The sequence below is a fragment of the Streptomyces dengpaensis genome, from assembly GCF_002946835.1.
GTDB classification, from domain to species: Bacteria; Actinomycetota; Actinomycetes; order Streptomycetales; family Streptomycetaceae; genus Streptomyces; species Streptomyces dengpaensis.
The window spans coordinates 3674658-3696815 of record NZ_CP026652.1 but is presented as its reverse complement, the minus strand read 5'-3'; the positions used below and the strand labels follow the sequence as shown (position 1 = coordinate 3696815).

Annotated in this window: 21 protein-coding genes and 1 pseudogene; 17 read left to right on the top strand and 5 right to left on the bottom strand. The window is 68.8% G+C overall.

Annotated features, from left to right (window positions below):
- The first annotated feature begins 338 nt into the window (after positions 1-338).
- Positions 339-1472, top strand: coding sequence for a glycerophosphodiester phosphodiesterase family protein (locus C4B68_RS16845; RefSeq protein ID WP_099500528.1), 1134 nt, complete (start codon positions 339-341; stop codon positions 1470-1472).
- A gap of 109 nt (positions 1473-1581) precedes the next feature.
- Here C4B68_RS16845 and C4B68_RS43260 read toward each other — a convergent pair.
- A pseudogene (locus tag C4B68_RS43260) lies at positions 1582-1740 on the bottom strand (ABC transporter ATP-binding protein); the annotation flags it as partial.
- A gap of 429 nt (positions 1741-2169) precedes the next feature.
- Here C4B68_RS43260 and mqnC point away from each other — a divergent pair.
- The 3 genes from mqnC to C4B68_RS16825 all read left to right on the top strand — a co-directional run bounded on the left by mqnC (position 2170) and on the right by C4B68_RS16825 (position 4625).
- Positions 2170-3369, top strand: coding sequence for a cyclic dehypoxanthinyl futalosine synthase (gene mqnC / locus C4B68_RS16835; RefSeq protein ID WP_099500529.1), 1200 nt, complete (start codon positions 2170-2172; stop codon positions 3367-3369).
- A 7-nt stretch (positions 3370-3376) separates the two neighbouring features.
- Positions 3377-3826, top strand: coding sequence for an imidazolonepropionase-like domain-containing protein (locus C4B68_RS16830; protein WP_099500530.1), 450 nt, complete (start codon positions 3377-3379; stop codon positions 3824-3826).
- A 103-nt stretch (positions 3827-3929) separates the two neighbouring features.
- Positions 3930-4625 carry a demethylmenaquinone methyltransferase gene (locus tag C4B68_RS16825; RefSeq protein ID WP_099500531.1) on the top strand — a complete coding sequence of 232 codons (696 nt, stop codon included), beginning with the start codon at positions 3930-3932 and terminating at the stop codon, positions 4623-4625.
- Between the two features lie 40 nt (positions 4626-4665).
- On the opposite strand, the gene C4B68_RS16820 is transcribed toward C4B68_RS16825, so the two are convergent.
- Both C4B68_RS16820 and C4B68_RS16815 read right to left on the bottom strand, forming a co-directional pair.
- Positions 4666-4998 (bottom strand): PASTA domain-containing protein, encoded by a 333-nt coding sequence (locus tag C4B68_RS16820; protein ID WP_099500532.1) that lies wholly within the window; start codon positions 4996-4998, stop codon positions 4666-4668.
- A 93-nt stretch (positions 4999-5091) separates the two neighbouring features.
- Entirely contained in the window at positions 5092-5598 is a 507-nt protein-coding gene (locus C4B68_RS16815) for a GNAT family N-acetyltransferase (RefSeq protein ID WP_099500533.1), read from the bottom strand.
- Positions 5599-5696: 98 nt separating this feature from the next.
- On the opposite strand from C4B68_RS16815, the gene C4B68_RS16810 reads away from it, so the two are divergent.
- On the top strand, positions 5697-6995 hold the full coding sequence (locus C4B68_RS16810) for a geranylgeranyl reductase family protein (RefSeq protein ID WP_099500534.1): 1299 nt from the start codon (positions 5697-5699) through the stop codon (positions 6993-6995).
- A gap of 104 nt (positions 6996-7099) precedes the next feature.
- Here C4B68_RS16810 and def read toward each other — a convergent pair whose 3' ends face one another.
- Positions 7100-7726, bottom strand: a complete 627-nt coding sequence (gene def, locus C4B68_RS16805) for a peptide deformylase (protein ID WP_099500535.1) — start codon at positions 7724-7726, stop codon at positions 7100-7102.
- Positions 7727-7852: 126 nt separating this feature from the next.
- On the opposite strand from def, the gene C4B68_RS16800 reads away from it, so the two are divergent.
- Positions 7853-9676, top strand: coding sequence for a hydroxysqualene dehydroxylase (locus C4B68_RS16800; protein ID WP_099500536.1), 1824 nt, complete (start codon positions 7853-7855; stop codon positions 9674-9676).
- Positions 9677-9756: 80 nt separating this feature from the next.
- Here C4B68_RS16800 and C4B68_RS16795 read toward each other — a convergent pair whose 3' ends face one another.
- Complete coding sequence (locus tag C4B68_RS16795) at positions 9757-10593, bottom strand: C40 family peptidase (RefSeq protein WP_099500537.1); 837 nt, start codon at positions 10591-10593, stop codon at positions 9757-9759.
- An 847-nt stretch (positions 10594-11440) separates the two neighbouring features.
- Between C4B68_RS16795 and C4B68_RS16790 the strand changes: the two genes are divergently transcribed.
- From C4B68_RS16790 to nuoK, 11 genes are read left to right on the top strand one after another with little or no spacing between them, the layout of a single operon-like run.
- Entirely contained in the window at positions 11441-11800 is a 360-nt protein-coding gene (locus C4B68_RS16790) for an NADH-quinone oxidoreductase subunit A (RefSeq protein ID WP_007383963.1), read from the top strand.
- 14 nt (positions 11801-11814) lie between these two features.
- A complete protein-coding gene (locus C4B68_RS16785; protein WP_023547484.1) occupies positions 11815-12369 on the top strand; it encodes a NuoB/complex I 20 kDa subunit family protein in 555 nt (184 codons plus the stop codon).
- On the top strand, positions 12366-13112 hold the full coding sequence (locus C4B68_RS16780; protein ID WP_099500538.1) for an NADH-quinone oxidoreductase subunit C: 747 nt from the start codon (positions 12366-12368) through the stop codon (positions 13110-13112). The genes C4B68_RS16785 and C4B68_RS16780 overlap by 4 nt, the downstream gene beginning before the upstream one ends.
- Entirely contained in the window at positions 13109-14452 is a 1344-nt protein-coding gene (locus C4B68_RS16775; protein WP_099500539.1) for an NADH-quinone oxidoreductase subunit D, read from the top strand. The genes C4B68_RS16780 and C4B68_RS16775 overlap by 4 nt, the downstream gene beginning before the upstream one ends.
- Positions 14449-15225, top strand: a complete 777-nt coding sequence (gene nuoE, locus C4B68_RS16770) for an NADH-quinone oxidoreductase subunit NuoE (RefSeq protein ID WP_099500540.1) — start codon at positions 14449-14451, stop codon at positions 15223-15225. Before C4B68_RS16775 ends, nuoE begins: the two co-directional genes overlap by 4 nt.
- On the top strand, positions 15222-16571 hold the full coding sequence (nuoF, locus tag C4B68_RS16765) for an NADH-quinone oxidoreductase subunit NuoF (protein WP_180289202.1): 1350 nt from the start codon (positions 15222-15224) through the stop codon (positions 16569-16571). The genes nuoE and nuoF overlap by 4 nt, the downstream gene beginning before the upstream one ends.
- On the top strand, positions 16568-19072 hold the full coding sequence (locus C4B68_RS16760) for an NADH-quinone oxidoreductase subunit G (protein ID WP_099500542.1): 2505 nt from the start codon (positions 16568-16570) through the stop codon (positions 19070-19072). The genes nuoF and C4B68_RS16760 overlap by 4 nt, the downstream gene beginning before the upstream one ends.
- On the top strand, positions 19069-20442 hold the full coding sequence (nuoH, locus tag C4B68_RS16755; protein ID WP_099500543.1) for an NADH-quinone oxidoreductase subunit NuoH: 1374 nt from the start codon (positions 19069-19071) through the stop codon (positions 20440-20442). Before C4B68_RS16760 ends, nuoH begins: the two co-directional genes overlap by 4 nt.
- Positions 20435-21037, top strand: coding sequence for an NADH-quinone oxidoreductase subunit NuoI (nuoI, locus tag C4B68_RS16750; RefSeq protein ID WP_099500544.1), 603 nt, complete (start codon positions 20435-20437; stop codon positions 21035-21037). Before nuoH ends, nuoI begins: the two co-directional genes overlap by 8 nt.
- Positions 21034-21852, top strand: coding sequence for an NADH-quinone oxidoreductase subunit J (locus C4B68_RS16745; RefSeq protein ID WP_099500545.1), 819 nt, complete (start codon positions 21034-21036; stop codon positions 21850-21852). The genes nuoI and C4B68_RS16745 overlap by 4 nt, the downstream gene beginning before the upstream one ends.
- Positions 21849-22148, top strand: coding sequence for an NADH-quinone oxidoreductase subunit NuoK (nuoK, locus tag C4B68_RS16740; protein WP_004927567.1), 300 nt, complete (start codon positions 21849-21851; stop codon positions 22146-22148). Before C4B68_RS16745 ends, nuoK begins: the two co-directional genes overlap by 4 nt.
- Positions 22149-22158 lie beyond the last annotated feature (10 nt).

Here is a 22158-nt window from a genome sequence, read left to right as displayed (position 1 = left end):
TTCTGATGGTCCTTTCCGGGCGTTCGTGTCCCTTGTCCGGCCCTGAGGGCAAGGGAGTGGAAGTTGGACGTACAAGTGGGTTGGCGTTCCCCTGTTCCGATGGACGCGCCCTCTCTCCGCTCCGCGTAGTCATTGCCTGACATGGTGACGATCGGTCGGCGGTAGCACATGGACGCCCTGACCTGTACGCGGCGTCAGGGAGCGGCCCCAGCCGTGGTCACTTCTGCTCGTCACCTGGCCGTCGTTTGTCGGAAGGCCTAGCAAAACCGGCCGGTTCGGTCGCAGTCCAAGGGTGGGGACTGCCCATCGGCATTCCTTATGAAAAGGACACGACTTTCATGCAAAACTGTCATGAGCGCCGCACGCGCCGCATCGTGGCGCGCACGGTTACTGCGCTTGCCGCCGGCGCCTGCGCCCTTGCTGTGGCCGTGCCGCTCGCGGCTGCCGACGCCGGCCCCGCGCCGGTCCGGCCGGAGCTGAGCCAGGGACACACCTTCGGTCCGCGGGGATTCGACCTGCAGGCCCACCGGGGAGGTCTGGGGCTGGTCGTCGAGAGCACTCCGGCCTCCTTCAGCAACGCCCTGCGGACCGGGGTGAGCACGCTCGAACTCGACATCCAGATCACCGAAGACCACCAGGCGGTCGTCACGCACGATCGGAAGATTTCCGGCGCCAAGTGCCAGGACACTGGTCCCGTCACGGCGAACGACCCGGAGTACCCCTACGTCGGCAAATACATCGTCAACCTGACCCTGGCGCAGGTCCGCACCCTCGACTGCGGGACCCAGACCCTGCCTCAGTACCCCGGACAGCGCCCGAGCCCGGGCGCCCGGATGCCGCTGCTCACCGAGGTCTTCGACCTGGTCAAGCAGTACAAGGCGGACAAGGTCTGGATGAACATCGAGACCAAGGTCGAAGCCGGAGCCCCGCAGGAGACCGCCCCCCGCGAGGAGTTCGTCCAGATCGTCTCGCGTCAGGTGCGGGAGTCCGGCCTTGCCTCTCAGGTGTCCATCCAGAGCTTCGACTGGGGTGCGCTCATGCGCATGCGCGAGGTCGCCCCAGAACTGCCGATCGTGGCGCTGACCAACGGTCAGCAGTTCCTGCAGGTCGGCCAGCCGGGCGCCTCGCCGTGGCTCGGAGGCATCGACATTGACGACTTCGGCGGCGACCTGGTCGCAGCAACCAAGTCCTTCGACGCGGACGCGATCTCGCCGGTGCACGGCTATCCGCAGAACGGCCAGGTCACCGACCCCGGCTACGTCCCGTACACCACCAGGAAGCTGGTGGACGACGCGCACCGGGCCGGCCTGAAGGTCATCCCCTGGACGGTGGACGACCAGCCCACGATGAACAAGCTCATCGATGATGGCGTGGACGGCATCATCACCGACTACCCGGACCGGCTCCGCGAGGTCATGGAGCAGCGCGGTCTCAAGCTGCCGAAGCAGTACACCACTCCGACCGAAGGCTGAGCCCGGGCGAGGGGGAATCTGCAAGGAAACGATCAGCGACACGCCGAGGCGGATGGCGTGTCGCTGATTCCCCGCAGTTGCGGTTCCTGCCGGATACGCCGACAGCATCCGGCAAAACGCCGAAGTTCTGGAAGACAAAGCCGATCCTCTCGGCCCGTACCTGGGTGAGCCGCGCCTCCGGAAGGGCCGCGAAGTCGACCCCGTCGAGGACGACGGGCCCCTCCGAGGGGCGGTCCAGGCCGCCGGGCATATGCGGCAGCGTCGACTTTTCCAGCACCTTGGCCTGCACTGTCGACTGACTTTGCCGTCCAGGGACAGCCACGAAGCATCGACGAACGTTGCTCACTGTTGCTTAAGGGATCACCCGCCACGCCTCCCCCGGACTCTCCCCAGGGAGACACAAAACTCGGACGAACCGCCGGGGACATCTGACGAGACGGTCCACTCCGCAGCAGTCCAGGCGCCCCCCGAGGGACGTGGGCGCCTGGAACCTACACGTACAGGGCCTGAGTCGCGCTCGTGACCGGGGCCGTGCGCGGCCCGACGGCGGGCACCTGATCGGGGCGTACGCGGCCTGACGTCGGGTGACCGAACCGGCTGGCGTAGGCTGGATCGGTCCGCCCACCCGTCTCCCACCACCACCCCTATTGCGAAGCGCTACGCGCCTATCTGATTTCCTGCCGAAAGGGACGCTCCGGTGACCGAGAAGGCCGACCTTCAGTCCGTCCTCGACCGCGCCGCCGCCGGTGGTCGGATCACTCCCGAAGAGGCGCTCGACCTCTACCGCGACGCCCCGCTGCACGCGCTGGGCGCCGCCGCCGACGCCGTACGCCGGCGCAGGTACGCCGGTACCGAGCACATCGCCACGTACATCATCGAGCGCAACATCAACTACACGAACGTGTGCGTCACGGCGTGCAAGTTCTGCGCCTTCTACGCGGCCCCGAAGGACACCGCGAAGGGGTGGACCCGGGATCTGGACGACATTCTGCGGCGGTGTGCCGAGACCGTCGAGCTCGGCGGTACGCAGATCATGTTCCAGGGCGGGCACCACCCGGACTACGGCGTCGAGTACTACGAGGAGCACTTCGCCGCCATCAAGGCCGCGTACCCGCAGCTTGTGATCCACTCCCTCGGCGCGTCGGAGGTCGAGCACATGGCTCGTATCTCCAAGGTGAGCGTGGAGGAGGCCATCCAGCGGATTCACGCCGCCGGGCTCGACTCCTTCGCCGGCGCCGGTGCGGAACTGCTCCCCGCGCGGCCGCGCAAGGCGATCGCCCCGCTGAAGGAGAGCGGCGAGCGCTGGCTGGAGATCATGGAGACCGCGCACGGGCTGGGCGTCGAGTCGACGTCCACCATGCTCATGGGCACCGGCGAGACCAATGCCGAGCGCATCGAGCACCTGCGGATGATCCGTGACGTACAGGACCGGACGGGTGGCTTCCGCGCCTTCATCCCGTACACGTACCAGCCCGAGAACAACCACCTGAAGGGGCGGACGCAGGCCACGCTCTTCGAGTACCTGCGGATGATCGCCATCGCGCGGCTGTTCATGGACAACATCGCGCACATCCAGGGCTCGTGGCTGACCACCGGCAAGGAGGTCGGCCAGTTGTCACTGCACTACGGCGCGGACGACCTCGGCTCGATCATGCTGGAGGAGAACGTCGTCTCCTCGGCGGGCGCCAAGCACCGCTCCAACCGCCTGGAGATCATCGACCTGATCCGCAGGGCCGGGCGTGTGCCCGCCCAGCGGACGACGACGTACGAGCACATCGTCGTCCACGACGACCCGGCGAACGACCCGGTCGACGAGCGGGTCATGTCGCACATCTCGTCCACCGCGATCGAGGGCGGCACCGCCCACCCCGAGCTGAAGCTGCTCGCCTCCAACTAGCCGTGCCGTGCTGACGATTCACGCCGCCGACGAGGTGCGGCTCAGCTGGGACGATCCGCACCCGGTCCAGGACGGCGCCGTCGCCGTGGACGGCGACCGGGTTGCGGGGGTCGGGCCGCTGGACGCGCTGCTGGAACGGTTTCCGGGGGCGCGTGTGCGGCGGTGGCCCGGGGTTCTCGGGCCCGCCCTCATCCATGCGGGCCCGCTCGCGGACGCGCCGACACCACGCGAACGCGTCCACGCGGTACTGAAGTCGGGCGCGGTGGCGGTCCTCGAGGAGCACGCCGGTACGCCGGAACTCCGGGCCGCCGCCGCGCGGAACGGCGTCGTGGTCCTGCCGCGTACTCGGCCGACGGCGATCGTCGACGCGGCCCGCGCCGACCTCGCCGTCTTCGACGAGACCGGCGCGTGCATCGCCACCGTGTGCGCGGGCCGCCTGGTCCACAGACGCCGATAGCGGTCAGCCGGCCAACGGGACCGGCGTACGAGCCGGGCGCTCTTGAGCCCCGTACGGGCCGGGCGCTGGAGAGTCGTCCGCCCCCTACTGCCACAATGGGACGGTGATCCGCGCATCCCTGGACAAGCAGCCGCACGAAGTCGCCTCGATGTTCGACGACGTGGCGGAACGGTACGACCTGACGAACGACCTGCTGTCGCTCGGCCAGGACCGGGTGTGGCGCAAGGAGGTCGCGAAGGCGGTCGACGCGCGGCCCGCGCAGAAGATCCTGGACCTGGCGGCCGGCACGGCCACCTCCTCCCTCCCCTTCGCCCGCACGGGCGCGTACGTCGTGCCCTGCGACTTCTCCCTCGGCATGCTCCGGGTAGGCAAGAAGAACCACCCCTGGCTGCCGCTCACGGCGGGCGACGCGACGAAGCTGCCCTTCAAGGACGACACCTTCGACGCGGTCACGATCTCCTTCGGGCTGCGCAACGTGCAGGACACCGACGCCGCGCTGAGCGAGCTGTACCGGGTGACCAAGCCCGGCGGCCGCGTCGTGATCTGCGAGTTCTCGCACCCCACCTGGGCGCCGTTCCGCACGGTGTACACCGAGTACCTGATGCGCGCGCTGCCGCCGGTCGCCCGCGCTGTCTCCTCCAACCCCGACGCGTACGTCTACCTCGCCGAGTCCATCCGCGCCTGGCCGAACCAGCCCGAGCTGGCCGAGCGCCTGCGCAAGGCCGGCTGGTCGAAGGTCGCCTGGCGGAACCTGACGGGCGGGGTCGTCGCGCTGCACCGCGGCTTCAAGACCGTCTAGCGGCTCACCGTGGGCCGGAGGGTCACCATGGCCCGGCGGTTCACCTGAGGACCTCGAACGGGTCGCCCGGCTCGTCGAGTTCGCGCCGCATGCCGCCCGACGGCGGCCGTGGCAGACGTGTCTCGCGCACCCCCGCGCCGCCCTCGGCGTCCCCGAGGTCGAACCACACCGTGACCACCGCACCGCGCGGGACCTCGGTGCCGGGCAGGGGGTACTGGCGTACGACGTAGTCGACGACCGTGAGATGGAAGTCCGGCCGGTCGGGCGCGGCGAGCAGCACGCCTCTCGCCTCGGCCGTCTCACGCGCGTCCACGGCCATCAGGCCCACGAGCCGCGGCACGCGCACTTCGGGTGTCTTGGGTGTTATGCGCACAGACGTCACCCCCAGCGGTACCGGAAGGGTAAGCCCCGGCCGTGCCCTTCCGGAAGCCGTAAGAAAGCCGTGAGAAGGCTTGCCAGGGCGGGTTTACAGGGCCAGCCGGTAGCGGTGTCCCTCCTGCCCCGACCCCGGGATCGTGCACCGCTCGGCGAGCTCCATGCCGAGCCGTTGCGTCACCGCGATCGAGCGTTCGTTGCGCGCGTCGACCATCGCGACGACGCCGGAGACGCCCGCCGTGCGGACCCGCTCAAGGGTGGTGCGGGCGGCCGCCGTGACGTACCCCTTGCCCCAGTGCGCCCGCCCCAGCCGCCAGCCGATCTCGATCTGCCCGGTCGGGCCCCACGCGTGCGGCCACGGCTGCGCCCCGGTGAAACCGAGCACCTCGCCGGCCGGGCCGACCATCGTCCACAGGCAGAACCCGCGCTCCGCGTCGTGCCGCCGCTGCCGCGCGGTGAGCTCCTCGTACTCCGACAGCTCCGCCGCACTGCCCCCGTGGAACTCCATGACCTCCGGGTCGGCGAAGATCCGGTGCCAGGCGATGGCGTCCTCGTCGGTGGGGACACGGAGCTGTACATCGGGGAGAGCTCGGTTCACAGGGCAACCCTTCAGCCAGGTGATCAGTACCGCTGCATAGACTGCCCATGTCCAGTGCCCGTCGGCACGTTGATTTCGAATCTTGGGGAGAACCCGCCGTGACCGAGCCCCAGCCCCTCTCCGAAAACACCGCCGATGTCATCGTCGTCGGGGCCGGGCCAGCCGGTTCCACCACCGCGTACTACCTCGCCAAGGCGGGACTGGACGTCCTGCTCCTGGAGAAGACCGCGTTCCCGCGCGAGAAGGTGTGCGGCGACGGGCTGACCCCGCGTGCCACCAAGCAGCTGGTCTCGATGGGGATCGACATCTCGGAGGAGGCGGGCTGGCTCCGTAACAAGGGCCTGCGCATCATCGGCGGCGGCGTCCGCCTCCAGCTGGACTGGCCGGATCTCGCCTCCTTCCCCGACTACGGACTCGTCCGCAAGCGGGACGACTTCGACGAGCAGCTGGCGCGCCAGGCGCAGAAGGCGGGCGCGCGGCTGTTCGAGCGCTGCAACGTCGGCGCCCCGATCATCGACGACCGCACGGGCCGCATCACGGGCGTTCACGCGAAGCTCGGCGACTCGGGAGAGAAGCGGGAGGTCACCTTCCACGCCCCGCTGGTGGTGGCCGCCGACGGCAACTCCACCCGCCTCTCGCTCGCGATGGGGCTGCACCGCCGCGAGGACCGCCCGATGGGCGTCGCGGTCCGCACGTACTTCACCTCCCCGCGCCACGACGACGACTACCTGGAGTCGTGGCTCGAACTGTGGGACCGCCGGGGGCCGGGCGAGGACCGTCTGCTCCCCGGCTACGGCTGGATCTTCGGCATGGGCGACGGTACGTCGAACGTCGGCCTCGGTGTGCTGAACACCTCGGACTCCTTCAAGGAGCTCGACTGGCGCGAGGTCCTCAAGGCCTGGTGCGCGTCGATGCCGGAGGACTGGGGCTACACCCCCGAGAACATGACCGGCCCGATCCGCGGCGCCGCCCTCCCCATGGCCTTCAACCGCCAACCGCACTACACGAAGGGCCTGTTGCTGGTCGGCGACGCCGGCGGCCTGGTGAACCCCTTCAACGGCGAGGGCATCGCCTACGCCATGGAATCCGGCCAGATCGCCGCCGACGTCATCGTCCAGGCCCACGCGCGCGCCACCCCCGGCCAGCGCGAACTCGCCCTCCAGCGCTACCCGCGCGTCCTCAAGGACACCTACGGCGGCTACTACAACCTCGGCCGCGCCTTCGTGAAGCTCATCGGCAACCCGAAGGTCATGAAGATCGCCACCCAGCGCGGCCTGACCCACCCCCTGCTGATGAAGTTCACCCTGAAGATGCTCGCGAACCTCACGGACCCGACGGGCGGCGACGCGATGGACCGCATCATCAACGGCCTGTCGAAGGTGGCGCCGAAGGCGTGATCAGCGGCGGCGTCGCGACGGGTGGCTCCGGCGTGACGGGTGGGCGAGGCGCGGTGGGTGGCCGAGGTGCGGTGGGCGAGGCGTGACCGGTGGGCGAGGCGTGATCAGCCGCTGAGGGCCGCCGTGTTGGCGGCCCGTCGCGCGAACACCTCCTCCCGCCGGTCCGCCACCTGCCGCAGCGCCTCCTTCCGCTCCCGCTTGGAGAGCCGGTCCAGGTAGACGTGGCCGTTGACGTGGTCGGTCTCGTGCTCCAGGCACCGCGCGAAGTACCCCGTCCCCTCGACGACCAGGGCGTTCCCGTCCTTGTCGACGCCGCGTACGACGGCACGGTCCGGGCGGGGTACGTCCATGACCGCGCCCGGGACGGACAGGCACCCCTCGCCCTCGTCGAGGAGCCGCCGGTCGGCCGGGTCGAGCCGGTCCAGGACCGGGTTGGCGATGTGCCCGACGTGCCGGACGCCGTCGTCGTCCGGGCAGTCGTAGACGAAGAGCCTGAGGCCGACGCCGACCTGATTCGCGGCGAGCCCCGCGCCTTCGGCGACGTACATGGTCAGGAACATGTCGTCGATGAGCGCGGCGAGATCGGGACCGAACTCGGTCACGTCCCGGCACGGCTTGTGCAACACCTCTTCACCCACTTCAGTGATGCGCCGCACCGCTCCCCGCCCGGCCTCGGGCGCGAGCCCCGGATACGAGTCGACGGGCTGTCCCTGCACGAAAACGCGTGGCATCGCTGTCTCTCCCTCTGTTGTCGCGTGTCTGTTGTCGCGTGTCTGTTGCCGCGTGTTGTGAGGATGCTGTGGTGGCCGGGAACGTGGGTTCCGACCTTTGGCACCCCTCCCTACCCTCCCGTAGTCATGACAACAGAACACACGCAGGAGCCTCAGGAGCAGACCGGTCACACGCGCAGACGCTTCCTGGCCGCCGCCGGGGGAGCGGTGGGAGCGGTGGGCGTCACCGCCTTGATGCCCGTCCAGAGCGCGGCCGCCGCCCCGTCCGGCCCACGCGTCGCCGTGCTCGGCGGCGGCGTCTCCGGACTCAGCGCCGCCCACGAACTCGCCGAACGCGGCTACGCGGTGACCGTCTACGAGTACTACGACGTCCTCGGCGGCAAGGCCCGCTCGATGGACGTACCCGGCACGGGCGGCGGCGGCCGCAAGCCGCTCCCCGGCGAACACGGCTTCCGGTTCTTCCCCGGTTTCTACCGGAACCTCCCGGATGTGATGCGCCGGATCCCCTTCCCGGGCAACGCGAACGGCGTCCACGGCAACCTCCGCAGCGGCACGGAGGCCCTCTTCGCCCGCGCGGGCGGACGGCCCGACCTCCACTTCCCGCTGCGGCGGGCGACGACACCGCCCGCGCCCGGCGACCTCACCCCGTCCTGGATCCGCGACCAGCTCCTGGCCGCCCTCGACCTGGGCACCCGGCTGCCCGCCCATGAGGTCGCGTACTTCGCCGACCGTCTCCTCGTCCACCTCACCAGCTGCGACGCCCGCCGAGAGGACGAGTGGGAGAAGACCTCCTGGTGGGACTTCATCCGTGCCGGGGACATGAGCGCGGAGTACCAGACGGTCCTCGGCATCGGCCAGACCCGCAACCTCGTCGCCACCCGCGCCGAGGTGGCCTCCACGCGGACGGTCGGCCGCGTCATCATGGAGGCCTTGCTGCTGTGGGGCCTGCTCGGCCGCGGCATGGACGGCGACGCCGACATCGACCGCGTCCTCAACGCCCCGACGAGCGAGGCCTGGATCGCACCCTGGGAGACGTATCTGCGCTCACTGGGCGTCGAGTTCGTGACGCGGACTCAGGTGCGGGAGGTTCTGTACGCGGGCGGGCGCGTCGTCGGCGTACGCGTTTCGGCCCCGGACGGGAGCCAGGAACGTACCGTCACCGCCGATCACTACATCTCCGCGCTCCCGGTCGAGCACGCCCGTCGCACCTGGGGCCCTGCCCTGCGCGCCGCCGACCCGCAGCTCGCCAGGTGCGATGCCCTGGAGACGGACTGGATGGTGGGCATCCAGTTCTATCTGCGCACGCCGACACCCGTGGTGCACGGGCACATCAACTGCCTCGACTCACCGTGGTCGGTGACGGGCATCGGGCAGGCCCAATTCTGGGACGTACGAGACTTTCCGGCCGACTACGGAGACGGCAGCGCCCATGACTGCCTCTCCGCGATCGTCTCGGAGTGGGACAAGCCCGGGATCCTGTACGGCAAGACGGCCCGGGAGTGTACGAAGGAGGAGATCGTCGCCGAGACCTGGGCGCAGCTCAAGGACGGCCTCAACGACGCCGGGAAGACCACGCTCACCGACGCCGACCGGCTCGGCTGGTTCATGGACCCGGCGGTGACGGGGCTCGGCGGCCCGGACCCGCAGAACCGCGAGCCGCTCCTCATCCACCCGACGGGAACCCTCTACAACCGCCCCTCCGCCCGGACCGCGGTGCCGAACTTCTTCCTCGTCGGCGACTACGTGCGCACCGACGTGGACCTGGCCACCATGGAAGGCGCCAACGAGTCCGCGCGCCGCGCCGTGAACGCGCTCCTGGACGCGGACCATTCGGACGCCGAGCGCTGTGAGATCTGGGAGCTGTACCGGCCGCCGGAGATGGAGCCCCTGAAGCGGATCGACGAGGTCCGCTACCGGCTGGGCCTGCCCAACACCTTCGACCTCGGCTGAGCGCGTTGGGGAACGCCCCCGAAGGGCCGCTGCCCCCGAGCGGCTGCGGCCCTTCCGGTCGTACGTTCGCGGGACGCGGCTCAGAGCACGCGCACCGCACCCGACGCCGGGTACCCGGACAGGTCCTGGATGACGACGCCCTTGGACGGGTTGGCCGCGTCCAGGTACTGGCCGTCGCCGACGTAGACGCCCACGTGGTACGCGGAGCCCTTGCCACCCCAGTAGAGGATGTCGCCGACCTGCAGGTTGGAGAGCGAGACGTCGGTGCCGGCCATCGACTGGTCCTGCGACACACGCGGGAGGTCCACACCGACCTGCTTGAACGCGGCCTGGACGAGGCTGGAGCAGTCCCAGGCGTTGGGGCCGGTGGCGCCCATGACGTAGGCGTCCCCCAGCTGCGCCTTGAGGAAGGAGATGACGGTCGAGACACTGCCGCTGGCCGGGGCGGAGACGTCCGAGGAGGCCGGCGCGGAGGCGGACAGGGTTGCCCGCTCGGCGGCGCGTGAGGCGGCCTCTTCAGCGGCGGCCTTGCGCGCGGCCTCGGCCGCCTTCTTCTTGGCCTCTGCCTTCTTCTTGGCCTCGGCGAGGTCGGCCTTGGCCTGCTTGGCGGCCTTGGCGGCGGCCGCGTCGCGCTCCGCCTGCAGCTCGTAGTTCGCCGCGGCCTGCTGCGTGGCGTCGGCGGACTGCGCGACCTGGGAGGCCAGATCGGCCGTCAGGGTGGGCAGTTCGAGGGTCTGCGCCACGGGCTCGGCGGCGCTCGCCGAACCGGACGCGCCGGCCACTGCCAGGGTGCTGAGGACGCCACCGGCAACTCCGGCGCGCATCGCGAGCGACGGTGCGTTGCGGCGGGGCTTCCGGTGGCTGCGTATGTGAGCGGTGTGGGACATGAGTACAACCGGTATCAGGGGCTCCTCCATACCTTCAAGAAACGTGTGGTGCGCCACAGTTGTTCAATCTACGGCCGAATTCGTCGAGGGCGGCTCCTTATTGACGGCGTAACGGGCATTGCGGACACGGCCCGTCAAGCCCGTGATCAAGGCCTTTCCGCATTACGTCCGAATTGCCCGCCACCTACCATTGGTTGAGCCGATGGCCAAGTCCGGCTTATGTGATCCATAGGGAGATGTGGCGCAGGTCACGGAACGGTCACCCCGCTGATGGCGTCACGCGAGAGTCCCAGCCTCCTCCGCTCGCGGAGCCTCGACGCCTTTTCCTTGCGGAGCTCCGCCCCCCTGTTCGCGGAGTCCCGACCCCTTCTCCTAGCGGAGTCCCCGCCCCCTGTTCGCGGAGTCTCAACCCCTTCTCCTCGCGGAGTCCCGGCCCCTTCGCTCGTGAACGCGTGCACGCGTCCACAGTCGTCCGCGCGCCTCCCCCAGAGGTGTGAATGCTTCCTGTATCAAGCCTCCCTGCCCAGCACCAATTTGCATGCATCGGAAGTCTCTTGATATGGAGACGCCGCCCTCGAGCTGCGGTGACGAGCGGAAATATCACCTCTGGTGATTGCCTGGACGCTTCACGTATGAAGATCACTTCTCATCCGACTTCATGATCGTTCGTCAGGTGGTGGAGATCACAAAGCTTGTGTAATACCCCGTGTCGCAGATCACAGACCGGCGGGCATAAGATGCGAGGCAGTTGGGCTTGTGACCTGCTTCACATGTTCGCGATCTTCGTCGGGACGGGCGGGGCTCGTGGGACAGGTGGGGCGGATGTGAGTCCGACGCAACCGCCAGCAGTCAGTGCCGACTGAGAGGAGCGAGGAGCGTGAACGCGTATGCGCCGATCCTCGTACTGGGAGCCCTCGGGGCAGGCTTTGCGATCTTCTCCGTGGTCATGGCCACGCTGATCGGTCCGAAGCGGTACAACCGGGCCAAGCTCGAGGCCTATGAGTGCGGTATCGAGCCGACCCCCACGCCGGCCGGCGGCGGGCGCTTCCCCATCAAGTACTACCTGACGGCGATGCTCTTCATCGTCTTCGACATCGAGATCGTCTTCCTCTACCCCTGGGCCGTCACCTTCGACGCCCTGGGTGTTTTCGGGCTCGTGGAGATGTTGCTCTTCGTGCTCACCGTCTTCGTCGCGTACGCGTACGTATGGCGGCGCGGCGGCCTGGAATGGGACTGAGGGGCCTTTAGGACATGGGACTCGAAGAAAAGCTGCCGAGCGGATTCCTGCTGACCACCGTCGAGCAGGCCGCGGGCTGGGTGCGCAAGGCGTCCGTCTTCCCCGCCACGTTCGGACTCGCCTGCTGCGCCATCGAGATGATGACGACCGGCGCCGGGCGCTATGACCTGGCGCGCTTCGGCATGGAGGTCTTCCGCGGATCGCCGCGCCAGGCGGATCTGATGATCGTGGCCGGCCGGGTCAGCCAGAAGATGGCGCCGGTGCTGCGGCAGGTCTACGACCAGATGCCCAACCCCAAGTGGGTGATCTCCATGGGGGTTTGCGCGTCATCAGGTGGAATGTTCAATAACTACGCCATTGTGCAGGGGGTCGACCACATCGTCCCGGTCGACATCTATTTGCCCGGCTGTCCGCCGCGGCCCGAGATGCTGATGGACGCGATTCTCAAGCTCCACCACAAGATCCAGACCTCCAAGCTCGGCGTGAACGCCGAGGAGGCGGCCCGCGAGGCGGAGGAAGCGGCACTCAAGGCGCTCCCCACCATCGAGATGAAGGGCCTGCTGCGGTGAGCGACGTGAACGGCGCCGGTAACGGCGTGAACCCGGAGAAGGACCTCGGCGCGTCCAACCTCCCCGGCCAGCGTGGCGAGGGCGGCGAGGAGATCCGCGTCCAGCGCGGCATGTTCGGCGCCAACAACGGCGGCGACACCTCCGGCTACGGCGGCCTGGTCCGCTCGATCCGGCTCCCCGGTCCGGCCACCCGCCCCTATGGCGGCTGGTTCGACGAGGTCGCCGACGAGCTGGAAGGCGCCCTGGAGGAACAGGGACTCGTCCCCGAGAACGCCATCGACAAGACGGTCGTCGACCGCGACGAGATCACCTTCCACATCGAACGCGAATATCTGGTCCGCGTCGCCCAGACCCTGCGCGACGACCCGGCCCTCCGCTTCGAACTGTGCACGGGCGTAAGCGGAGTGCACTACCTCAGCGACAAGGGCCGCGAGCTGCACGCCGTCTACCACCTGCGCTCGATCACCCACAACCGGCTGATCCGCCTGGAGGTCAGCGCCCCCGACGCCGACCCGCACATCCCGTCGCTCGTCTCCGTCTATCCGACGAACGACTGGCACGAGCGCGAGGCGTACGACTTCTTCGGGCTGATCTTCGACGGCCACCCGGCACTGACACGGATCATGATGCCGGACGACTGGCAAGGCTTCCCGCAGCGCAAGGACTACCCCCTCGGCGGCATTCCCGTCGAGTACAAGGGCGCCCAGATCCCGGCTCCGGACCAGCGGAGGTCGTACTCATGAGCACGCAGACCCCTTCGTCCGGGGCATCCGCCGCCTCGGCGCGCGAGACGACCGAGGGCACCGTATATACGGTCACGGGCGGTGACTGGGACGAGGTCGTCCAGACCGCGGCCAAGGCCGACGACGAGCGCATCGTCGTCAACATGGGTCCGCAGCACCCCTCCACGCACGGCGTGCTCCGGCTCATCCTGGAGATCGAGGGCGAGACGGTCACCGAGGCCCGCTGCGGCATCGGCTACCTCCACACCGGCATCGAGAAGAACCTCGAATACCGCACGTGGACCCAGGGCACCACGTTCGTGACGCGCATGGACTATCTGACGCCGTTCTTCAACGAGACGGCGTACTGTCTCGCCGTCGAGAAACTCCTCGGCATCGAGGAGCAGATCCCCGACCGCGCGACGATCATCCGCGTGCTCCTGATGGAGTTGAACCGGATCTCCTCCCACCTGGTGTGCATCGCCACCGGCGGCATGGAGCTGGGCGCCACCACGATCATGATCTACGGCTTCCGTGATCGTGAACTCATTCTCGACATCTACGAGCTGATCACCGGCCTGCGGATGAATCACGCGTACATCCGCCCCGGCGGACTCGCCCAGGACCTGCCCCCGGGTGCGGTGGACCAGATCCGCGAGTTCGTGAAGAAGATGAAGAAGAACCTTCCCGAGTACGACAAGCTCGCCACCGGGAACCCCATCTTCAAGGCCCGTATGCAGGACGTCGGCTATCTGGACCTGGCCGGCTGCATGGCGCTCGGTGCCACGGGCCCGATCGTCCGCTCGGCGGGTCTTCCGCACGACCTGCGCAAGACCCAGCCGTACTGCGGCTACGAGACCTACGACTTCGATGTCCCGACCGCCGACACCTGCGACGCCTATGGGCGCTTCCTGGTCCGGCTGGAGGAGATGCGCCAGTCGCTGCGGATCGTCGAGCAGTGCCTGGACCGGCTGGAGCCCGGGCCGGTCATGGTTGCCGACAAGAAGATCGCCTGGCCCGCCCAGCTTGCGCTCGGCCCCGACGGTCTGGGCAACTCCCTCGATCACATCAAGAAGATCATGGGCACCTCCATGGAGGCCCTGATCCACCACTTCAAGCTGGTGACCGAGGGCTTCCGCGTCCCGCCGGGACAGGTGTACGCGGCGGTCGAGTCGCCCAAGGGCGAGCTCGGGGTGCACGCCGTTTCCGACGGAGGCACCCGTCCCTACCGGGTCCACTTCCGTGACCCGTCCTTCACCAACCTGCAGGCCATGGCGGCGATGTGCGAGGGCGGCCAGGTCGCCGACGTCATCGTCGCCGTCGCGTCCATCGACCCCGTGATGGGAGGCGTCGACCGGTGACCACTTCCTCCGAGGGCGTCAGCCTGGGCATGCCGCAACTGCCCGCGCCCGACTATCCGGACGACGTTCGAGCACGGCTCGAAGGGGACACGCGCGAGATCATCGCCCGCTACCCGGACTCCCGCTCGGCGCTCCTTCCGTTGCTGCATCTCGTGCAGTCGGAGGAGGGCCATGTCACGCGCACGGGCATGCGGTTCTGCGCCGACATGCTCGGCCTGACCACGGCCGAGGTCACCGCGGTCGCGACCTTCTACTCGATGTACCGGCGCAAGCCGAGCGGTGACTACCAGGTGGGTGTCTGCACCAACACCCTGTGCGCGGTCATGGGCGGCGACGCGATCTTCGAGGCCCTCCAGGACCACCTGGGCGTCGGCAACGGCGAGACCACCGACGACGGCAAGGTCACCCTGGAGCACATCGAGTGCAACGCGGCCTGCGACTTCGCGCCGGTCGTGATGGTCAACTGGGAGTTCTTCGACGACCAGACCGTGGACTCCGCGAAGCGCCTCGTCGACGACCTGCGCGCGGGAGCACAGGTCGTACCCACCCGCGGCGCCCCCTTGTGCACCTTCAAGGAAACCGCCCGGATCCTCGCGGGCTTCCCCGACGAGCGCGAGGGGGCCGTGGAGGCCGGCGGCAGCGCGGGCCCGGCATCACTGATCGGGCTGCGCCTGGCCAAGGGCGAGACGCAGCCTGCGCGCGTAGTACATCCGCGTGGCGAGGGTCCCCAGGACGCACGGCCGTCCGACCGGGCCAGTGAGGAGGGGGAGTGATGACCTTGGCAACCGAGATCAACGAATCCAGCCCCGAGAAGCTGCTCGCACCCGTGCTGTCGGCCTTCTGGGACGAGGAGAAGTCCTGGACGCTGGACGTCTACCGAAGGCACGAGGGGTACGAGGGCCTGCGCAAGGCGCTCGCGATGTCGCCGGACGACCTGATCGCGTACATCAAGGACTCCGGGCTGCGCGGCCGAGGCGGCGCGGGATTCCCCACGGGAATGAAGTGGCAGTTCATTCCGCAGGGCGATGGCAAACCTCACTATCTAGTTGTCAACGCCGACGAATCGGAGCCGGGCACCTGTAAGGACATCCCGCTCCTGTTCGCGAACCCGCATAGCCTCATCGAGGGCATTGTGATCGCGTGTTATGCCATTCGGTCTTCGCATGCCTTCATCTATCTGCGCGGTGAAGTGGTCCCCGTACTACGGCGGTTGCACGAGGCCGTGCGTGAGGCCTACGCGGCGGGCTACCTCGGCGACAACATCCTGGGCAGCGGACTCGACCTCCAGCTCACCGTGCACGCGGGCGCGGGCGCGTACATCTGCGGTGAGGAGACCGCACTGCTCGACTCGCTCGAAGGCCGCCGTGGGCAGCCGCGACTTCGTCCCCCCTTCCCTGCTGTCGCGGGCCTCTACGCGTGCCCGACTGTTGTGAATAACGTCGAATCGATCGCGTCAGTTCCCGCAATTCTGCACAAAGGCAAGGAATGGTTCCGGTCGATGGGAAGCGAGAAGTCCCCCGGCTTCACGCTCTACTCGCTCAGCGGCCACGTCGCCAGTCCCGGCCAGTACGAGGCGCCGCTCGGCATCACGCTGCGTCAGCTCCTCGACATGAGCGGCGGGATGCGGCCCGGCCACCGGCTGAAGTTCTGGACGCCGGGCGGCTCCTCGACGCCGATGTTCACCGACGAGCACCTCGACGTCCCTCTTGATTACGAAGGAGTGGGTGCCGCGGGTTCCATGCTCGGCACCAAGGCCCTGCAGTGCTTCGACGAGACGACCTGCGTCGTCCGCGCCGTCACCCGCTGGACCGAGTTCTACGCCCATGAGTCCTGCGGCAAGTGCACGCCCTGCCGCGAAGGGACCTACTGGCTCGTGCAGTTGCTGCGCGACATCGAGGCCGGCAAGGGCGTCATGTCCGACCTCGACAAGCTGAACGACATCGCCGACAACATCAACGGCAAGTCCTTCTGCGCCCTCGGCGACGGCGCCGCCTCGCCGATCTTCTCCTCGCTCAAGTACTTCCGCGAGGAGTACGAGCAGCACATCACGGGCCGCGGCTGCCCCTTTGACCCGGCCAAGTCGACGGCTTGGGCCGACCGCACGGAGGTGAACGCATGACAGTGACCACCAGCGCTCCCTCCGGAGGCGGGGATGCGGCGGTCCCGCGGGAAGATCTCGTCTCGCTGACGATCGACGGCGTCGAGATCAGCGTGCCCAAGGGCACCCTGGTCATCCGCGCCGCCGAACAACTCGGCATCGAGATTCCCCGGTTCTGCGACCACCCTCTCCTCGACCCGGTAGGCGCCTGCCGCCAGTGCATCGTCGAGGTCGAGGGCCAGCGCAAGCCCATGGCGTCCTGCACGATCACCTGCACGGACGGGATGGTCGTGAAGACCCAGCTCACCTCTCCCGTCGCCGAAAAGGCCCAGAAGGGTGTGATGGAGCTCCTGCTCATCAACCACCCGCTGGACTGCCCGGTCTGCGACAAGGGCGGCGAGTGCCCCCTGCAGAACCAGGCCGTGTCGCACGGCCACGCCGAGTCCCGCTTCGAGGGCAGGAAGCGGACGTTCGAGAAGCCGGTCCCGATCTCCACGCAGGTGCTGCTCGACCGCGAGCGGTGCGTGCTGTGCGCCCGCTGCACCCGGTTCAGCAACCAGATCGCGGGCGACCCGATGATCGAGCTGCTCGAGCGGGGCGCGCTCCAGCAGGTCGGCATCGGTGAGGGCGATCCCTTCGAGTCGTACTTCTCCGGCAACACGATCCAGATCTGCCCGGTGGGCGCGCTGACATCGGCGGCGTACCGCTTCCGCTCGCGGCCCTTCGACCTCATCTCCTCGCCGTCCGTGTGCGAGCACTGCTCCGGCGGCTGCGCGACCCGCACCGACCACCGGCGCGGCAAGGTCATGCGGCGTCTCGCGGCCAACGACCCCGAGGTCAACGAGGAGTGGATCTGCGACAAGGGACGCTTCGCGTTCCGGTACGCGCAGCAGCGGGACCGGCTGGACACACCTCTCGTACGCAACGCGGACGGTGTCCTCGAACCCGCTTCCTGGCCGGAGGCTCTTTCGATCGCCGCCGAGGGGCTGTCGGCGGCGCGCGGCCGGACCGGCGTTCTGACCGGTGGCCGCCTCACCGTCGAAGACGCCTACGCCTACAGCAAGTTCGCGCGCGTGGCCCTCGACACGAACGACATCGACTTCCGCACGCGCGTGCACAGCGCCGAGGAGGCCGACTTCCTGGCGGCCCGGGTCGCCGGACGCGGACGGGACCTCGACGGTACGGGCGTCACGTACACCGCTCTGGAGAAGGCGCCCGCCGTTCTGCTCGTCGGATTCGAGTCCGAGGAGGAGGCGCCCGGCGTCTTCCTGAGGCTGCGCAAGGCGTGGCGGGGGCACGGGCAGAAGACCTTCTCGCTCGGCACGCACGCGACACGCGGCCTGGAGAAGGCGGGCGGCACGCTGCTGCCCGCCGCGCCCGGCACCGAGACCGAGTGGCTGGACGCCCTCGCGAGCGGCGTCGGCCTGGAGGGCGACGGCGCCAAGGCCGCCGAGGCGCTGCGCACTGAGGGCGCCGTGATCGTCGTCGGTGAGCGACTCGCCGCCGTGGCGGGCGGGCTGACCGCCTCCGTACGGGCCGCGTCCGCGACCGGTGCCCAGCTGGTGTGGATTCCGCGCCGGGCAGGGGAGCGCGGCGCGATCGAGGCGGGTGCGCTGCCGTCGCTGCTGCCGGGCGGGCGTCCGGCCACCGACCCGCGCGCGCGGGACGAGGTCGCGGTCGCCTGGGGCGTCTCCGGACTGCCGCACCGCTACGGCCGCGACACTGGCCAGATCGTCGAGGCCGCCGCCGGGGGCGAACTGCAGGCCCTGGTGGTCGCGGGCGTGGAGGTCGCCGACCTTCCCGACCCGGCACGCGCGCGTGCGGCACTTTCCGAAGTGGCCTTCCTGGTGTCGATGGAACTGCGCCCCAGCGAGGTCACCGAGCACGCGGACGTCGTCCTTCCTGTCGCCGCGGTCGCCGAGAAGGCGGGCACCTTCCTCAACTGGGAAGGCCGGGTGCGCCTCTTCGAGGCCGCGCTCAAGCCCGACCAGATGACCCGCCGCCTGGCGCCCACGGACGCGCGCGTCCTGCAGATGCTGGCCGACGCCATGGACGTACACCTGGGTCTGCCCGATCTGCGCACCGCGCGCGCTGAGCTGGACCGGCTCGGTGCCTGGGACGGGCCGCGGGCCACCGAACCCCTGGAGGTCGCGGCCCAGTTGCCACGCCCGGCCGCCGGAGAGGCCGTACTGGCCGGGCACCGGCTGCTGCTCGACCAGGGCCGTCTCCAGGAGGGCGACGAGGCGCTTGCCGGGACCCGGCACGCTGCACGCGCGCGCGTGTCGGCCGCCACGGCCGCGGAGGCGGGCGTCGAGGAAGGCGAGCTCCTCGCCGTGACCGGTCCCTCCGGAGTGGTCGAACTCCCCTTGCACGTCACCGAGATGCCCGACCGCGTGGTCTGGCTCCCGCTGAACTCCACCGGAGGGGGCGTCGCCTCCGACACCGGGGCACTGCCCGGCGCACTCGTCCGTATCGGCCCGGCGACCCTCGCCGCCGAGGCACCCAAGGAGGTGGAGGCATGACGCCGTACCTCGCCGCTGAAGACCTCTCCATGTTCGGCCAGGATCCCTGGTGGCTGGTCGTCATCAAGGCGGTCTTCTGCTTCGCCTTCCTGATGGTGACCGTGCTCTTCTCCATCGTGTGGGAGCGCAAGGTCGTCGCCTGGATGCAGCTGCGCATCGGCCCCAACCGGCACGGCCCCTGGGGCATGCTCCAGTCGCTCGCCGACGGCATCAAACTGATGCTCAAGGAAGACGTCGTCGTCAAACGCGCGGACAAGGTGGTCTACGTCCTCGCACCGATCGTCGCGGCCATCCCCGCCTTCATGGCGATCGCGGTGATCCCCTTCGGGCCGGCCGGCAACGAGATCTCGATCTTCGGTCAGCGCACCACGATGCAGCTCACCGACCTGCCGATCGCGATGCTCTACATCCTCGCCGTCGCCTCGGTGGGCATCTACGGGATCGTGCTGGCGGGTTGGAGTTCTGGATCCACCTATCCGCTGCTGGGCGGTCTGCGCTCCTGCGCGCAGATGATCTCGTACGAGATCGCGATGGGCGCCGCCTTCGCCTCGGTGTTCCTCTACTCCGGGTCGATGTCGACCTCGGCGATCGTCGAGCAGCAGCACGACCGCTGGTACATCATCCTGCTGCCGGTCTCGTTCGTGATCTACATCGTGACGATGGTCGGCGAGACCAACCGCGCCCCCTTCGACATGCCGGAGTCCGAGGGCGACCTCGTCGGCGGCTTCAACACCGAGTACTCGTCGATCAAGTTCGCGTTGTTCATGCTCGCCGAGTACGTGAACATGGTGACGGTCTCGGCCGTGTCGGTGACGCTCTTCCTGGGCGGCTGGCGGGCTCCCTGGCCGATCAGCACCTTCTGGGAGGGCGCCAACCACGGCTGGTGGCCGATGGCCTGGTTCGTGCTGAAGGTGCAGCTGCTGCTGTTCTTCTTCATCTGGCTGCGCGGCACGCTCCCGCGCGTCCGCTACGACCAGCTGATGAAGCTCGGCTGGAAGGTCCTCATCCCGGTCTCCGTGGCCTGGCTGATGCTCGTCGCGACCGTACGGGCCCTGAGGAACGAGAACTACGACTTCGCGGACATCGCCCTGTACGTCGGCGGAGGCGTCCTCGTCCTGCTGCTGCTCTCGTTCGTCGCGGACATCTTCCGCGACAGGCAGGGAGCCCAGGAGGCGCCCGCCGAGCCCGCCGCCTTCGACCCGATGGCCGGCGGATTCCCCGTACCGCCGCTGCCGGGACAGGAGCTGCCGCCGGTGCCGCGGCGCCGCCCGCGCCGCGAGCGGGAGTTGATTGTCAGTGGTGGGTCCGATACTGCGAGTGACGGATCACTGGACGGATCTCGTGACGGAAAGGAGGGGTCCGATGGCTGAGGAGCCGAAGGAGACCAAGCCCGGTTTCCAGAACCCCGTCGCCGGCTTCGGCGTGACCTTCAAGGCCATGTTCAAGAAGCGGCTGACCGAGCAGTACCCGGAGCAGCAGAAGACCACCGCCCCGCGGTTCCACGGCCGGCACCAGCTCAACCGCCACCCGGACGGCCTGGAGAAGTGCGTCGGCTGCGAGTTGTGCGCCTGGGCGTGTCCCGCGGACGCCATCTATGTGGAAGGCGCGGACAACACGGACGAGGAGCGCTACTCGCCGGGCGAGCGGTACGGCCGCGTCTACCAGATCAACTACGCCCGCTGCATCCTGTGCGGCCTGTGCATCGAGGCGTGCCCCACGCGCGCGTTGACGATGACCAACGAGTTCGAGCTGGCCGACAGCAGCCGCGCCAACCTGATCTACACCAAGGAGCAGCTGCTCGCCGGCCTCGAAGAGGGCATGGTCGACACGCCGCACGCGATCTACCCCGGCACGGACGAGCAGGACTACTACCGGGGCCTGGTGACCGAGGCGGCCCCCGGCACCCAGCGCCAAGTAGCCGTCTCCAAGGATGAGAAGGCCTCCGGCGAGGAGGTGGACGCATGACGACCGACCTGGCCGCCTACTCCACCTCCACGGGAGAGGCCTTCCAGTTCTGGGTTCTCGGCACCGTCGCCGTGATCGGCGCCCTGTGCACCGTCTTCATGAAGAAGACCGTGCACAGTGCGCTCTGCCTCGCCGGCACCATGATCGTCCTGGCGGTGTTCTACCTGGCCAACGGCGCCTACTTCCTGGGCGTCGTGCAGATCATCGTCTACACCGGCGCGATCATGATGCTGTTCCTCTTCGTGGTGATGCTCGTCGGCGTCACCGCGGCGGACTCCCTGAAGGAGACCATCAAGGGCCAGCGCTGGCTGGCCCTGGTGTGCGGTCTCGGCTTCGGCATCCTGCTGCTCGGGGGCATCGGCAACGCCTCGCTCACGGAGTTCAACGGCCTGGCGCAGGCGAACGCGAACGGCAACGTTGAGGGCCTCGCCGCCCTCCTGTTCACGAAGTACGTGTTCGCCTTCGAAATCACCGGCGCCCTGCTCATCACGGCCGCCGTCGGCGCCATGGTGCTCACGCACCGCGAGCGCACCGAGCGTGCGAAGACCCAGCGTGAGCTGTCCGAGCAGCGTGTACGCGAGGGCAAGCACCTACCGCCGCTCCCGGCGCCCGGCGTCTACGCCCGGCACAACGCGGTGGACATCGCGGGCCTGCTCCCCGACGGCACCCCGTCCGAGCTGACCGTGAACAAGACGCTGCGCGAGCGCGGCCAGATCCGCGACGTGTCGACCGAGGCGCTGAACGACCTGAAGGCCCTGGAGCAGCGCGCCGAGGAGCGTCTGGAGCGCACGAAGACGGAGGAGGCGTCCAAGTGAACCCGGTCAACTACCTCTATCTCGCCGCCCTGTTGTTCACGATCGGCGCCACCGGCGTACTGATCAGGCGGAACGCGATCGTGGTGTTCATGTGCGTCGAGCTCATGCTCAACGCCTGCAACCTCGCGTTCGTCGCCTTCTCCCGTATGCACGGCAATCTCGACGGCCAGATCATCGCCTTCTTCACGATGGTCGTCGCCGCCGCGGAGGTCGTGGTCGGGCTCGCGATCATCGTGTCGCTGTTCCGTTCCCGCCACTCGGCCTCGGTCGACGACGCCAGCCTGATGAAGCTGTAAGGGGTCGCTG